The following is a 13,817-nucleotide window of genomic DNA, read 5'->3' on the forward strand; positions in this document are numbered from 1 at the left end:
GGTTTGAGCGCAAGCTTTTTTTCAAGTAACCCTGAGTTTAACGAGATTATTGACACACGCATCATGGATGCACGGGCCGCTGAATTGTTGAGAGCAGGCCTAGTTTCAAAAGGATTAGAGCAATGGTTGCTATCACCAAAGAAGCCGGCGCATTTGTCGCCACCCGCCGCCATCACGACGCTTCCAGCCTGCTGGATCTGCCGCGCACTTGGGTCAAACGTCATGACCTGCGTCAGAAACTGGCCGACATGGATGCACACATGCTGCGTGATATCGGCTGGACCGTTTACGACGCAAAACGCGAAGCGGCCAAGCCGTTCTGGAAAGCTTAACCCGCGCAAGAGCGCATAACCGAGTATTTTGTCATGCAGAACAATGTATCCCCGCTGCACAGCGCAATTACTTTCCCGCTCCAGGTTCTGATTGAAGCCCTGATGGATGCGTGGAAAGGCCTGAGCCTTCGTTAAGGCTTACCCAAGAGATCCCTGAACGCAATTCCAGCCTCCCCCGGTTGGAACGCGTACATAAATGCCGGTCACACCCCCTGTGACCGGCATTTTTTATTGGCTGGGGGAAAGAGTTACTTCTTCGCGGGATAGCGCAGATACATCAGGTTTGCGGCATTCAATACCGAATACATCACTGCGAACTGCGCATTGAATTCGAACTTTTCGGGTTTCGGGTCAAACATCTCGTAAATCTCGCCGATGGAGCGTATGCCATCAATGCGCGACAGAATCGCCGGCGACGCCGAGGGCATGGTGCGGGTCACGGCAAGGCCGGTAAAGGTGATCTTGATATTGCCGGTCTTGGCGACCGAACGGGCGAGTGACGCACCATCGACACGGGTAAAGGTCGGGATCAGTTCGGGCGACGGGACCGGTGGTTTGACCTTGTTCTTGGCCTTGACGACATAAAAGGTGTGTTTGGTGATGTTGCCGGCCATCAGTTCGGCAAGGGCCGCGCGTTCGCGAAACGGCACATGCATCGCCTTATCAAGAACGTCATGACGCGAACAATAGGTGGTCGGGTCATAGCGCATCGGTTCGATAAAGTTTTGCAGGCGCAGACCGGCGGCCTCGACGAAATCAAAGACTTCATCCACGCGATAGGCGCGATCCTGTTGATGGAGCAGCAGGTCGTAAAACCCGGCGTCACCCCCATGAATATGATCGCCAACAAACGGATTGCGTTTGAGCCAATTGGTCCCGGGCAGAGAATTAAACAGCGCCTTGCCGAAATTCAGGCGCTTGGCCCCGCCGGCCTCGGCATTAAGGCGTTCCATCATTTCCTGCATGTGATAAACGCCCTGACGCCCCAATTCCCCATAGACCATCAGGCCCATGCCACCATTGGGTTTCAGCGCATCGGCAAGTGCCTTCAGCCCGGCATCGGGATCGGGCAGATGATGAAGCACCCCGCAGCAATCAATGTAATCAAACGGGCCATATTCAGCGGCCAAATCAACAAATGAGCCGGTGACAAAAGTGACGTTCTTTTCAAGACTACGGCGTTTGATGCGGGCCTCGGCAATGGCGCGCGAGCTTTCGGACAGATCGATATAGACGATGTCGGCCTTGGCTTTGCGGTCACGGGCCTGCTGGGCCAGCATGACCAGCGCATCACCCGTTCCCCCACCGGCGACAAGAATTTTGATCTTGCCACTTTTGGTCTGTGCCGATGGATCGCGCCCGCCAAAAACAAAATGAACAACCTCGTCCCAGTTGCCAGGCGATCCGGTAATCAGGCGCTTGTCCTCATCGTCTGGATTGCGGTCCGGATAAGGATAGGTTTCGTACTGATCACGGGTCTTTGCGGAAGACTGGACGTGATCGGGCCTGTTTTTATCGTCGGGCATTACTGCGAAATCCGGCAGAGAAGTGGTTGGGACGCGGGTATCCTATACCAACGAATCAGAGCGTGTTGAGCTAAATCTGCTGATATCAGGAAAATCTGTTTATTTACCTGTCCGGCCGACAATCAATCACGAGCTTGCCGGTTGCTGTACGATCCCGGATGGCGGTCAGGGCGTCCATGGCGTCTTCGAGACCATACACACGCGAGATCATCGGGCGGATCGCCCCGGATTTCAGGCGATCAAGCAGTTCTGCCATGCCTTGCTGTGCGATATCGGGGTTCTGTTCGAGATAGGCGCCAAAATAAAAGCCGATTGCCGTGACATTCTTGACCAGCAGGATGTTGGCCGGGATTTGCGGCACGGTACCGCTGGCAAAGCCGATCAGAAGGATGCGCGCGCCCGGTGCGACACACCGCAGGCTCTGATCAAAGACATCGCCCCCGACCGGGTCATAAACAACGTCCGCCCCCTTGGGCTGCCCAAGGGGGGTGGTGATTTCGCGCACGCGATCGCGGATATTTTCCGATTTGTAGTCGATGACATAATCCGCGCCATGATCGCGCGCGATCTGGCATTTATCAGCGCCGCCAGCCGTTGCAATCACGGTCGCACCCAAAAGCTTGGCACATTCGACAGCGGTCAGACCGACCCCGCCCGCCGCGCCATGAACCAGAACAATCTCGCCCGGTTTGACATCAGCGCGATATTTCAGGGCGAACCAGCTTGTGCCATAGGCAATTTGAAAGGCAGCGGCGTTATTGAAATCAACGCCATCAGGCAAGGGGATCACAAGGCTGGCATCGGCAATAACCTGCTCGGCGTAGCCGCCCCAATCGGGCATCGCCATGACGGCGTCACCGACTTTGATGTGGGTAACGCCATCGCCAACCGCGCGCACGGTACCACTGACCTCAAAGCCGGGGGAAAAGGGACCGTCGGGGCGTTTTTGATATTTGCCAAGCAGGATCAGGGTATCGGCGAAATTGACCCCGCAGGCAGCGACATCAATCAGAACCTGACCCGGTTGCACGGCCAGCTCGGGGGCATCGCGCCATTGCGGTTCTTCGCCAAATGCGGTGCAGATCCACGCCTTCATCCCAGTTTTCCTGCCTGTTGCCATCATGATTGCAGGCAGTCTGCTGTGTGCATCAGCCGGAAACAAGGCGACAATGGGCTAAACCCGCCGTTCGCAGACAGCCCAAGGAAACAGGTGAAGGAAGATCAGAAAATACGCTGACGCTTGCGCTTGCGAGTCAGCAAAAGAAGGATTGCGGCTGGCACAAACAACACGACAAGAGCCGGGGCAAGCAAGACCGGCACAAAGATGGTGTCCCAAGCCCAGACGGAAATGTAGCGCTGAATGACGGACTGCAACAGGTTCAGGCTGCCGGTATCAAGGCGATACCAGAGCTCCCCGGCGGCGACCAGTCGAAAACTGCCTGTCTGAAGCGCGGTGATGGAATCATCGACCAGCACGGCGATGCTGGCAAAAAGCAGCAACCATCCCAACGCCCGGAAAAACCACATTATTCTCTCCAAGCGACCATTCAGGGCCGGTACATTAGAAAAACAAAAACGACCCTAAGGGTTTGCACAAACCGGGTAAAGAACTGCATTTGTATAGCAAGATATTACCCAAGAGATTCAAACGCCTGACACCAAACTCTAATGACCAGACATCAACAAGAGGTAAAGATGACGACAAGCTTCGTTTTTCCAAGGACTTACAACGAATAAATGCCCGAATAACCGCAAGTATCAGAGCCCTGACAAGATGATTTCAGCAAAGTGAAAAAAGAGGCTGATTGGGCCTTGTCAAGCGCGGGCGTCTCGGCTAATGTCCGCCCGCTTTCGCGATATATCAAAGATCGCATGTGGAGAGGTGGCCGAGTGGTTTAAGGCGCACGCCTGGAAAGCGTGTTGGGGTGTAAGCCCCTCAGGGGTTCGAATCCCCTCCTCTCTGCCACTGACTGCAAAAGCATTTTTCCAAGCCATACAAACCAGATCGACCGGCGCATATACATGTGCTGGATGTTGGTTTTGCATGCCTTTGGTGCGGCTCCTGACAACAAGCTGTCAGGGAGGATTGGTCATGATGTGCTTTTGCAAGGAAGCATGATGATCAAATACCTTTATCCTGACGGCAGCCATTGTTACCGCGCCCTGCATACAGCGCACGCGGTCTTTCGCGATGGAGATGGCAAACTGATTGCCCGCGCCGAAAAGGCGGACGGATCAGGCATGTATGAGTTTGAAATCGCGGGCTTTGAACTGTTAAGCCCCGGGATCGTTTATGACTGATCTAGCTGTCTGTTGAATTCCCGGCTGAATTCATCGCTGCCAGCCATTTGCGCAACAGACTATCAAGCTGTTCGCGCTCTTGCTCGCTCAGTACTTCCATCATCTGATGCTGGTTGGCGACGTGCTCGGTGACGGCAGCATCAATCAGCTCAAACCCCTTGTCCGTCAGGGCGATCACAAAACCGCGCCCATCTTCGGGGTTGCGCTTGCGGGTGATCAGCCCGGCTTTTTCAAGCTTATCAAGCCGGTTGGTCATGGTGCCCGACGTCACCATCGTCCAGTCGATGAGTTCCGAGGGGCTCAGCGCATAGGGCGGGCCCGACCGGCGAAGCGTTGCCAGAACATCAAAACTTGCCGGCGACAGATCGTATTTTTTGAAAACACGTTCATGGGCGGCACTTAACTGATTGCGCAATCGCCCCACCCGCCCGATGACGCCCATTTGCGCGACATCAAGGTCGGGTCTTTCGCGGCGCCACTGCGCAAGAATGCGATCAACTTTATCCATAGATCGAATTCATCCCAGAATTTTATCTTGACGTCAAGATTTCTGAATGTATCTTGACGTCAAGATAAATGGAGTTACCCCCATGAACCGAACAACTGATTTATGCCTGACGGCCCTTGCCCCGATCATCTGGGGCAGCAGCTATATCGTCACCACGGAAATGTTGCCCGATGGCTTCCCGTTGACCGCGGCCCTTTTGCGCGCCCTGCCCGCCGGTTTGATCCTGCTGCTTGTCGTGCGGCAATTGCCGCCTGCTGGATGGCGCGGCCGGGTATTCATTCTGGGCGCACTGAACTTCGCCGTGTTCTGGTCGATGCTTTTCGTTGCGGCCTATCGCCTGCCCGGCGGGGTGGCGGCAACGCTTGGCGCGATCCAGCCGTTGCTTGTGCTGTTTCTGGCCCGCATCGCACTGGGATCAGGCATCACCCTTCTGGGTATTTTTGCCGCCATTTCCGGATTGATCGGGGTGGCGATGCTGGTCCTTGGCCCGACAAGCAACCTTGATCCGATTGGCATTGCCGTCGCCCTTGCCGGCGCGGCATCGATGGCAGCGGGTACGGTGATGACGCGCAAATGGCAACCGCCCGTCTCGCCGCTGACCTTTACCGCCTGGCAATTAACCGCGGGCGGGATCCTTTTGATCCCGGTTGCGCTGATCCTTGAGCCCGGTTTTCCCGTTCCGACGCTGACCAATCTGGCTGGGCTGGTCTGGCTGGGTCTGATCGGGGCGGCACTGACCTATTACCTGTGGTTCCGGGGCATTGCGCGCCTGGGCCCGACGACGGTGACAAGCTTTGGTTTTTTAAGCCCGACCAGTGCGGTGATCCTCGGCTGGGTCATTCTGGGCGAGGCACTCAGTCCGATTCAGATAACCGGGGTCGCGGTCGTTCTGATCAGCATCTGGCTGGGTCAGCGGGCCGCACGCCCGGCACCGGCGCCAATAACCATCCCTGCCCCGCGCACCACCTAAAAATCAAACGCCCACATTTATAAAGGAAACGTCTGATGAAAATTGTTCTCTTTGGCGCCACTGGTGATGTTGGCAACGCAACCCTGCAAGAAGCCGTAAAGCGCGGCCACACCATCACAGCGATTGCGCGCAACATCCATAAATTGTCGGATTTACCCGAAGGTGTTGCACGCGAAAGCCTTGATGTGCTGGCCAACCCGGACCGTGTTGCTGAGCTGATGGCAAGCCATGACGTTGTAATCAGCGCACTGCGCCCAATCAGCGGATCAGAAGACTTTCTGGTCGAAATGAGCCAGGTTTTGCTCGATGCTGCGCGCAAAACCGGCGCCCCGATTTATCTGACCGGTGGGGCTGCGACCCTGAAACTGGCCGATGACAGCGGGCATACAGTCCTGAGCGCGCCGGACTTCCTGCCAGATAGCGTGCGCCCGATTGCAGAGGCCTGTGCAGATCAGGATGCGTTACTTGATCAGTATGACGACGTTCAATGGACCTGCCTGCGCCCGCCCGCAATGCTGATTGATGGCCCACTGACAGGCCTGTATGTCCGTGGCACCGATACACTGGTTCCTGATCATGACGGAGTGGCACGCATTTCCTACGCCGATTTCGGCTATGCCATGGTCGATCTGATCGAGGGTGGCAATGGCGGGCAGCAACGCCTGACGGTGGGCTATCAGAACCGGGCGGCGGCCTGAGGCAGGACTCGCGCCTTATATAAAGAACAGAAAAACGGGCGGCTAATAGAGCCGCCCGTTTTGCATTGTCAGATGGCGCTTATGAAGAGGCCTTTATCCGGGCAAAGACTTCATCGAGGGCAGTATGGATTGCATCGGTGCCCTTTTCGCGGATGAAGGTTTGCGCGACCTGTTCATTGAGCCCGCCTGCGGTGATGTGGCCTTCGTAAAGATCCGCAAAGCTTTGATCAGGGGATTTGTCGGTGTTTTCCGCAAGGCCCGAAAACAGGGCGGCAAGATATCGCCTTGAGTCACCGTAATCAGAGCCATGTTTGACCATCCACTGGGCTGCACTTTCAAGCACGGTGAAATAGGTCGCCATCAGGGCACTGCCGGTGGCATAGCCATCAAAGGCATAAATGGTTTCAGCCGCCACGGCGCCACCGAGTTTTTCAAACAATGCCATCACATCGGGCGAGCCGGGATAGACCGCGGTGACACAGGCATGATGTTCGACCGGTGGCAGGGGAATGGCGCGATCACATTGGGCATTGGTGCCAAGCCAAACTTTGAGATCGGCAATCGGAATGGTGGCGATCAGACTGACAATCTGTTTGTCATCGGGCACGCGCAAGTCGGAAAGAACATCACCGGCAATCTGCGGCAAGACAGCGAGAAAGATCATGTCGGATTGATCAATGATCGCCTGATTGTCATCTTCGACCCGCACGCGGTCAAAATCGGCGGCGAGTTTTTCCGAAACATGCGTGCTTCGGCGCGAGACGATGATTTCATCGACCTGATAGTCTGATGTCAAAAGACCACGAATGACCGCATCACTGATCGCGCCGGTTCCGATAAAGCCAAGTTTCATTGAAAATCCTCTGTGACAAAGGCGTCGGACAGGTCAGGCTCCTTGATCGGGCCATCCTTGCCATCATAGGCGGCAATGACGCGAAATTCAGGGCCATCCACCGTTGAATGGCTTTCATAAAGACAAAAACGATCGACGGTGAATACCCGTGAGGACACATCGCCATAATCGACAATCGCCTGTTCGATGGAGGCGCGCGCCGCATCCCGGTTGCGGCCCAGCGTGATGTGCGGGGTAAATTTGCGCATATCCATATCGGGGCACTCATCAAGGGCGACAAGTGCGTTTTCCACCCGATTGGCGAGCCGGCGCAAGGCCGGTTGATCCTTTACCCCGGCCCAGAAAATGCGGACCTTGCGGTTTGAGGCAAACATATCCAGGCCAGACACCTGCAGATCAAACGGTTCAAACGCCACTTGTGACAGGGCCTGATCAATCTCGCCCGCAAGGCCGGGATCAACATTGCCGATGAATTTCAACGTGATGTGCATGTTTTCCGGGGTCTGGGCATCCAGCCCCTTGATCGCGCGCCCCAGCGGATAGAGGTCAACCGCAATATCGTGGGGAATTTCCACACCAACAAACAAACGCATTTCTTCAATCCAATTCAAGTCCGGGGTGGCTTTACAGTTCAACCCGTTGTGGAAATTATCCGGTCGAGCGTTCTGGCAGCGGCAAAGCATCATCTTCGCCATCCATCTGCGGGAAATTGCCAGATGCCCAGTCGGATTTGGCCTTTTCAATCCGGTCCCTGCTGCTGGAAACGAAGTTCCACCACAAATACCGGCGTCCGACGGGCAAACCGCCCAGCAACATCACCCGACAATCGGTCTTGGCGATAATGTCGGGGATTTCATCGGGTGCTATGTAAACAAGACTGTGTTGTTCATGGCTTTCGCCATCAATCAGAAGCGTGCCGGAAACGATATAGACAGCACCTTCCTGATTTTCGCCGGGCAGCAAAAGCTGCGCGCCTTCGTCCATGGCGACATCAAGGTAATAGAGCTTTGATTTGACCGGCACGGGGGCGGTTTTGCCAAAGGCCTCGCCCGCGATCAGGCGCATATGCAGCCCGGCATCCTCAATGATCGGCAGGTCATCCCTGGAGACATGATAAAAGGCGGGATCGGTTTCCTCGGCATCCTCGGGCAAGGCTACCCACAGCTGCAAGCCATGCAGGGCGTGAACGGAATTACGCACCATTTCGGTTTCGCGTTCGGAATGGGTGATGCCGCGTCCGGCATGCATCCAGTTGAGATCACCCGGGGTGATTTCAATATCGCTGCCCAGACTGTCGCGATGCAGGATCGTTCCCGTAAACAGATAGGTCACGGTCGCAAGGCCAATATGAGGATGCGGGGGCACATCAATGCCCTGTCCTGGCTCGAACGTTACCGGGCCCATGTGATCAAAGAAAACGAACGGGCCGACAGAGCGCACCTCGCGATGGGGTAAAACGCGGCGAACGGATATATCCCCGAGATCGGCTTCCTTGCCAACTATCGTCTTAACCATGCGTCGCCTCCGTCCAGGTGGTGGGGAATGCGGCGGGTTTGACCGCCGCATTCACGAAGCTGTTCGTCAGAGTCTGAGATCAAAATCTGACGATCCTGTGACCGTATGGCAAACGCCTTATGGGCACGGATAGGTATAGATCTGGTGGATTTTCTCGATCTCTTCGAGAACGGTATCCGACAGCGTGATGTTGGCCGAACCGATATTGGATTTCAGCTGTTCCATGCTGGTCGCACCAATGATGTTGGACGTCAGGAACGGACGTGAATTGACATAGGCCAGCGCCATCTGGGCCGGATCAAGACCATTGTCCTTGGCAAGCTTGACGTAAGCTTCGGTCGCCTTGACACCATTTTCGGTCAGATAACGGCCAAAATATTGCGGCCAGATCGACGAACGCGCGCCTTCCGGACGCGCCCCACCCAGATATTTGCCCGAAAGCGCCCCGCCACCCAGCGGCGAATAGGCCAGAAGACCGGCATCTTCGCGGATCGAGCATTCGGCAAGACCGACTTCATACTGACGGGTCAGAAGGCTATAGGGGTTCTGAACCGAGACAACGCGCGGCCAGCCGTTCTTTTCGGACAGCTCCAGGAACTTCATCAGGCCCCACGGGCTTTCATTCGACAGACCGATATGGCGGACCTTGCCGGCCTTGACCAGTTCATCAAGGGCACCAAGGGTTTCTTCGATCGGTGTGAATTGCTCGTCAGCGTCGTGGGTATAGCCAAGTTTGGAGAAGAAGTTGGAATTCCGATCCGGCCAGTGCAGCTGATACAGATCGACATAATCGGTCTTGAGGCGGGTCAGTGACGCGTCGATGGCTTCAAAGATCTGGTCACGGGTCAGACGCGGGCCACCACGGACATACGGGAAACGATCCGCCGGGCCGACAACCTTGGTGGCAAGGACCAGATCATCACGACGCCCGCGTTTTTCAAGCCAGTTGCCGATGATGGTTTCGGTGGCGGTGAAGGTTTCCTCCATCGCCGGGACCGGATACATTTCGGCGGTATCGATGAAATTGACTTCGTTGGCAGTGGCGTAATCAAGCTGTTCGAACGCTTCGTCCTGTGTGTTCTGCTGGCCCCAGGTCATGGTGCCGAGACAAATTACGCTGACATCGATGTCAGTACGCCCCAATCGACGATATTCCATATGAAATTCCCCTGTTTTGCGCCGCCCGACGCACTGGATCGGTGCGACACATGATTTTGCAATGGATTGAATATATCCGCTTGTCCGCGCGATGAAACCGTTCGGGGGAAATTTCTTGTGATCGGGTTTTACGCAGCGTCAGATAAACAGGGTCAGAACCCCGGTATAACCGTAGAAGCGGTCATTGCAGATTTCGCCATTGCCGTAGAAGCCGGTCAGCGGCAAATCACCCAGTTCATCACGGATGATCATCATTTCACGGCTTTCGGTGCCAAACAGATGCGGGCCACGGGCGACACAACTGCAATAAAGGGCGCCGCGCGGTTTGCCCGGGAGGCGTTTTTGCAAATCGGCCAGCATGCGGCGCAGATCCTGTTCGGCCGCCGCCCCGTCACGGCGGACAAAACGGATGGCATCGCCCGCCTGCACATCGCCGCTGATCGCGATCATGTGGTTATTGGGATCAATCCCCATCAGATTGCGCACGACAAAATCACCGGTATCGGAGCCCGGCACCATCAGGGCCGCATGATAACGACCCGATGCCATGGATTGTTCACCGCCATCTGCTTCGAGTTCTTCCTTAAGCACATCAAGGGCGGGGCGATCATCAAGGGTGGAGACAATACCTTCGCGGCCTTCGGTGACGCGATGCACCGGACCGACCGGCGTGCAGGCCTGACTGATGCCGACCTGAACGCTGGTTTTGCCATCAAACAAAACGCCTGACAGCCCGCCATCAACAACGCGATCGGCAATCTGTGGCGCGCCGCGTTCGCCCGATGCGATCCCGCCCACAAGATAGGTCGAGCCCAGACGCGCAAGTTCTGCCAGTTGCCCAAGGCTGTCAGGCGCCCCGGGATCACCATGGACAAGTCCAAAGATCGGCTGCAGACGGTCAATTGCCTTTTGCAGTTCTGGCGTATCGAGATCGGCTTCGGTTTTGAGCGGTTCAAAGATATGAAAATCGTCACTGGCAAAGGGTGCCACCATGACAGACGCCGCCGGCACCCCGAAATAGGCCCGGCCCGATCCGCACACCCCAACGCCAGAGGTTCCGATCCAGTGTTCAATCGACAAACGCGAGCGCAGGAAGGTCAGGATACTGCCAAGATCCGCAGCGAGTGGTTCGGAGACATACAAAAAAGCCAGTGCCTGACTTGGCAGTGGCTCTTTTTCCAGAAGTTCGGCAAGCTCGGATGCGACCGAGGCCCAGTTTTCACCGCTGGCATGTGCCGCCCGAAATTCCGCCGTCATGCTGTCTCCCGTCATTGTCTGGCCAAGGTGCCCGGGTCTTGAGCCCGGTCGATAACCAGAAATCCACTTTCATACATCTAAGCATTGCGCCAACCCTTCCACAAGGGCTTGAGCGGCGGTTTGTCCACAAACGCAAAACGGCGGATCAGGAAACGTGCTTGCGCAAAATTTCCATGGCGGCATTTAGTTGGGTCATGCGCTGGTGGGAGCCATAATTACTGTCCGGGTGGTGGATGGCCGCAAGAACGCGGTACTTGGCGCGGATCGCGCGCATATCGGGCCGCGCACTGGGGGCAAAGCCCATGACATGCAGCGCTTCGTTAAAGGTCGTGACACCCCGATCAAGCGGATCAAAAGCCAGATTATCAACGATCTGACGCAGGCGTTCGAGTTCCTCGCGCGATTGCAGAAGTTCGACGGGGGGCTCTGCCTGGCGCTTTTTAAGGGCGCGGGCTTCTTCAAGGGCGGCACGTTCGGCAGCCAGAACGTCGGATTTCTCCACGCGCATGTTCACATCGCCCGCATCGAAATCGATCGCCATTTTCAGCGCCTTACGCACCGTGACCACCGAAAAGCCCGGCGGCAGGCGCAATTGCAAGCGGGGTTTGCGCCGCCAAGGCCGTCCTTCGGCGGGGCCGGATTTCAAGACGATGGTTTCACGATCCCCCTTGGGCGGGTCACCGGGGTCCTGATACTCGTCAATCGCCTTTTCCGGGACAATCAGCATGACCGAACGCGCCAGATCGGCGGCATTCACGCCGCGCCGTTCGGCCAGTTGTAGCACCGCATCACGAAAGATCGAGGAACAGGGAATGGTGTAGGACTGCTTGACGGTGGAAGAAGACGACACAGAACAATCCCTTTAAGGCACTGAAATACATGACTTAAATCGGAAGTCGAAAATGCAGGTCATGCCTGCTATCGACCCGATAAGGATGAAGTGTATCGACGGATTCCGGCCCCTGCAACTGCATTTGCAGTCAAAATTGAATCGCTTCCGATTCATTCACAGGCCAATTAGCGACTCGTTGAGAATGCAAGGAGTCCACAACCATATATCAACATATTGATATCGCTTGTTGTTTTGGATGTGACGCACAGAAATCAAGAAATACGGCCTAGTTTGATCTCCGATGAGTTATCCACAGGCCCCATTCGGGCGCGATAAGGGAGAATGCGATTAAGTAATTGATATTAAAAGATTTAAGCAAGACCGCCCATTGAACAACAAGGGCTTACTGGCGGCACAAGAAATTTCAAAATCTCTGTGCGATTGCGTTGCTTGGTCGGCACCCTTCTTTAAAAACAACTTATGCAGTTAGCCTAAAGCCAGTTCGAAACATAACCGAAAGTAAATGAGGTGTTAATTTCACACCAAACACCGTGTTTTGGTCCTCAAATGGGGATTTTCAGGCCAAATTCAGGGATTTCACACCCCTCGTAAAACCCTGTTATTATATTGATTTATATAATATTTTTAGATAACCCACGCGAGCAGAAGTTGCCTGAGACGTCGAGTGCACCAATCATTTCGGGTTGTTGACGTTTTCTATCTACATATGCAGTTTTTTGACGTCGCGAAGCGTCATAATTGCGCTGATTTAAGGTTTTGCGAAATTTTATGACCTGCTGGAGGCCGCATAAACCCTTGGAAAGTGGACCGTTTTGCACCACGCCCTGAAACCGGGCGCAAGAAATGTTAAGCCAACGGTTTTAACGGCGCCTGTCGTCGGGAAGTGGGGGTGTCTTAACAGAACAGGGTGCGAGGATGGCGGGCAGAGACAGTATTCGTCCCAGCGCGGGCCGGGCTGCCGTGGTTTAGCTGGCGTCCGTGCCTTGCAGCAGATCAATCACGTCAGGCAGGATCCGCTTGACGATAACATCAACACCATCGGCATTGGGGTGCATGCCGTCATCCTGGTTAAGGCCGGGTTCGGCAGCGACGCCTTCAAGGAAAAACGGATAAAGATCAACCTGATAGCTGCTGGCAAGGTCGGGATAGATGCTGTTGAATTCCGCGCCATAAGCCTTGCCCATATTGGGCGGCGCCATCATGCCGGCCAGCAGGACATCGACATCCATGCCGCGCAGCTTCTCGAGAATGGCGGCAAGGTTTTCGCGGGTCTGGGACGGCTCCATACCGCGCAGGGCATCATTGGCACCAAGTTCGAGCAAGACGGCATCGGGCTTTTCAACCAGCGCCCAGTCAAGACGGGCAAGGCCCGCTGCCGTGGTGTCGCCTGAAACCGAGCTGTTTACGACCTGAACGTCATGGCCTGCTTCCTTAAGCGCTGCTTCGAGCTTGGGCGCAAAACCGTTTTCATGGGCAAGGCCATAGCCCGCCATCAGGCTATCGCCAAATAAAACAAGGGTTTTTGGCGTTTGATCGGCATCCTGTGCCTTGGTTTCATAGGCAAAGCTGGCCAGACCAAAGGTTACGACAGCAAGCGTGGCAAGGAGCAAACCGGCGGATTTGCGCAGCCGCGACGCCAGCTTTTTCGTGAACTTGATTACAGTGCGACCTTGCCCAAACGCCAAATTCATTACACATCTCACCTTTATCTGCTGCGTTCTTGCCGGAGCGGTTTGCAAACGTTTACCCTAAAAGAACGCATACAGAAGTCATTCAGATCAAAAGAAGTCTGAACCAGAAACGTCCTGATCCGTAAGCTTATGTAACCTGCTTTGCCAATCTTGCA

Annotated in this window: 15 protein-coding genes and 1 tRNA gene; 5 read left to right on the top strand and 11 right to left on the bottom strand. The window is 55.4% G+C overall.

All coding sequences use genetic code 11. The annotated features are described in order from the left end of the window. The first annotated feature begins 122 nt into the window (after window positions 1-122). Window positions 123-332, top strand: coding sequence for a DUF1127 domain-containing protein (locus tag HED22_RS09235; protein ID WP_167721355.1), 210 nt, complete (start codon window positions 123-125; stop codon window positions 330-332). Window positions 333-580: 248 nt separating this feature from the next. Here HED22_RS09235 and HED22_RS09240 read toward each other — a convergent pair whose 3' ends face one another. From HED22_RS09240 to HED22_RS09250, 3 genes are all read right to left on the bottom strand, one after another. Next, on the bottom strand, window positions 581-1,858 hold the full coding sequence (locus HED22_RS09240; protein ID WP_167721357.1) for a bifunctional 2-polyprenyl-6-hydroxyphenol methylase/3-demethylubiquinol 3-O-methyltransferase UbiG: 1,278 nt from the start codon (window positions 1,856-1,858) through the stop codon (window positions 581-583). A gap of 103 nt (window positions 1,859-1,961) precedes the next feature. Further along, complete coding sequence (locus tag HED22_RS09245; RefSeq protein WP_167721359.1) at window positions 1,962-2,954, bottom strand: NADPH:quinone oxidoreductase family protein; 993 nt, start codon at window positions 2,952-2,954, stop codon at window positions 1,962-1,964. 125 nt (window positions 2,955-3,079) lie between these two features. Further along, a complete protein-coding gene (locus tag HED22_RS09250; RefSeq protein WP_167721361.1) occupies window positions 3,080-3,385 on the bottom strand; it encodes a hypothetical protein in 306 nt (101 codons plus the stop codon). Between the two features lie 349 nt (window positions 3,386-3,734). Between HED22_RS09250 and HED22_RS09255 the strand changes: the two genes are divergently transcribed. Together HED22_RS09255 and HED22_RS09260 are read left to right on the top strand one after the other, a co-directional pair. Continuing rightward, window positions 3,735-3,824 (top strand) — tRNA-Ser (locus tag HED22_RS09255). 56 nt (window positions 3,825-3,880) lie between these two features. Then, window positions 3,881-4,159: a hypothetical protein gene (locus HED22_RS09260; RefSeq protein ID WP_254869876.1), complete on the top strand. Its 279-nt coding sequence runs from the start codon at window positions 3,881-3,883 to the stop codon at window positions 4,157-4,159. A gap of 1 nt (window position 4,160) precedes the next feature. Here the strand turns inward: HED22_RS09260 and HED22_RS09265 are convergent, their stop codons facing one another. Continuing rightward, complete coding sequence (locus HED22_RS09265; protein ID WP_167721363.1) at window positions 4,161-4,667, bottom strand: MarR family winged helix-turn-helix transcriptional regulator; 507 nt, start codon at window positions 4,665-4,667, stop codon at window positions 4,161-4,163. A gap of 82 nt (window positions 4,668-4,749) precedes the next feature. On the opposite strand from HED22_RS09265, the gene HED22_RS09270 reads away from it, so the two are divergent. Both HED22_RS09270 and HED22_RS09275 read left to right on the top strand, forming a co-directional pair. Beyond that, window positions 4,750-5,637 (top strand): EamA family transporter, encoded by an 888-nt coding sequence (locus HED22_RS09270; protein ID WP_167721365.1) that lies wholly within the window; start codon window positions 4,750-4,752, stop codon window positions 5,635-5,637. Between the two features lie 35 nt (window positions 5,638-5,672). Then, a complete protein-coding gene (locus HED22_RS09275; RefSeq protein WP_167721367.1) occupies window positions 5,673-6,335 on the top strand; it encodes an NAD(P)-dependent oxidoreductase in 663 nt (220 codons plus the stop codon). Window positions 6,336-6,414: 79 nt separating this feature from the next. Here HED22_RS09275 and HED22_RS09280 read toward each other — a convergent pair whose 3' ends face one another. The 7 genes from HED22_RS09280 to HED22_RS09310 form a co-directional block, all read right to left on the bottom strand. After that, window positions 6,415-7,188 carry a pyrroline-5-carboxylate reductase gene (locus HED22_RS09280; protein ID WP_167721368.1) on the bottom strand — a complete coding sequence of 258 codons (774 nt, stop codon included), beginning with the start codon at window positions 7,186-7,188 and terminating at the stop codon, window positions 6,415-6,417. Continuing rightward, the gene (thpR, locus tag HED22_RS09285) at window positions 7,185-7,781 is read right to left on the bottom strand and encodes an RNA 2',3'-cyclic phosphodiesterase (protein ID WP_167721370.1); all 597 of its coding nucleotides are present in this window, start codon (window positions 7,779-7,781) and stop codon (window positions 7,185-7,187) included. Before thpR ends, HED22_RS09280 begins: the two co-directional genes overlap by 4 nt. 55 nt (window positions 7,782-7,836) lie before the next feature. Next, entirely contained in the window at window positions 7,837-8,703 is an 867-nt protein-coding gene (locus HED22_RS09290) for a pirin family protein (protein ID WP_167721372.1), read from the bottom strand. A 117-nt stretch (window positions 8,704-8,820) separates the two neighbouring features. Then, window positions 8,821-9,861: an NADP(H)-dependent aldo-keto reductase gene (locus HED22_RS09295; protein ID WP_167721374.1), complete on the bottom strand. Its 1,041-nt coding sequence runs from the start codon at window positions 9,859-9,861 to the stop codon at window positions 8,821-8,823. A 138-nt stretch (window positions 9,862-9,999) separates the two neighbouring features. Next, window positions 10,000-11,118 (bottom strand): FIST C-terminal domain-containing protein, encoded by a 1,119-nt coding sequence (locus HED22_RS09300; protein WP_167721376.1) that lies wholly within the window; start codon window positions 11,116-11,118, stop codon window positions 10,000-10,002. Window positions 11,119-11,263: 145 nt separating this feature from the next. Continuing rightward, window positions 11,264-11,968 (bottom strand): J domain-containing protein, encoded by a 705-nt coding sequence (locus tag HED22_RS09305; RefSeq protein WP_167721378.1) that lies wholly within the window; start codon window positions 11,966-11,968, stop codon window positions 11,264-11,266. Between the two features lie 968 nt (window positions 11,969-12,936). Then, window positions 12,937-13,662, bottom strand: coding sequence for an arylesterase (locus HED22_RS09310; protein ID WP_175581173.1), 726 nt, complete (start codon window positions 13,660-13,662; stop codon window positions 12,937-12,939). Window positions 13,663-13,817: the final 155 nt, after the last annotated feature.

The organism is Thalassospira sp. HF15 (assembly GCF_011806525.1).
In the GTDB taxonomy this organism is placed as follows: domain Bacteria; phylum Pseudomonadota; class Alphaproteobacteria; order Rhodospirillales; family Thalassospiraceae; genus Thalassospira.

What these genes read in the sequence shown, in the direction of transcription:
- HED22_RS09280 (WP_167721368.1), bottom strand. Translation starts at nt 7,188, where the DNA reads ATGAAACTTGGCTTTATCGGAACCGGCGCGATCAGTGATGCGGTCATT.
- thpR (WP_167721370.1), bottom strand. Translation starts at nt 7,781, where the DNA reads ATGCGTTTGTTTGTTGGTGTGGAAATTCCCCACGATATTGCGGTTGAC.
- HED22_RS09250 (WP_167721361.1), bottom strand. Translation starts at nt 3,385, where the DNA reads ATGTGGTTTTTCCGGGCGTTGGGATGGTTGCTGCTTTTTGCCAGCATC.
- HED22_RS09275 (WP_167721367.1), top strand. Translation starts at nt 5,673, where the DNA reads ATGAAAATTGTTCTCTTTGGCGCCACTGGTGATGTTGGCAACGCAACC.
- HED22_RS09245 (WP_167721359.1), bottom strand. Translation starts at nt 2,954, where the DNA reads ATGAAGGCGTGGATCTGCACCGCATTTGGCGAAGAACCGCAATGGCGC.
- HED22_RS09260 (WP_254869876.1), top strand. Translation starts at nt 3,881, where the DNA reads ATGTGCTGGATGTTGGTTTTGCATGCCTTTGGTGCGGCTCCTGACAAC.
- HED22_RS09235 (WP_167721355.1), top strand. Translation starts at nt 123, where the DNA reads ATGGTTGCTATCACCAAAGAAGCCGGCGCATTTGTCGCCACCCGCCGC.
- HED22_RS09290 (WP_167721372.1), bottom strand. Translation starts at nt 8,703, where the DNA reads ATGGTTAAGACGATAGTTGGCAAGGAAGCCGATCTCGGGGATATATCC.
- HED22_RS09310 (WP_175581173.1), bottom strand. Translation starts at nt 13,662, where the DNA reads ATGAATTTGGCGTTTGGGCAAGGTCGCACTGTAATCAAGTTCACGAAA.
- HED22_RS09265 (WP_167721363.1), bottom strand. Translation starts at nt 4,667, where the DNA reads ATGGATAAAGTTGATCGCATTCTTGCGCAGTGGCGCCGCGAAAGACCC.
- HED22_RS09295 (WP_167721374.1), bottom strand. Translation starts at nt 9,861, where the DNA reads ATGGAATATCGTCGATTGGGGCGTACTGACATCGATGTCAGCGTAATT.
- HED22_RS09300 (WP_167721376.1), bottom strand. Translation starts at nt 11,118, where the DNA reads ATGACGGCGGAATTTCGGGCGGCACATGCCAGCGGTGAAAACTGGGCC.
- HED22_RS09270 (WP_167721365.1), top strand. Translation starts at nt 4,750, where the DNA reads ATGAACCGAACAACTGATTTATGCCTGACGGCCCTTGCCCCGATCATC.
- HED22_RS09240 (WP_167721357.1), bottom strand. Translation starts at nt 1,858, where the DNA reads ATGCCCGACGATAAAAACAGGCCCGATCACGTCCAGTCTTCCGCAAAG.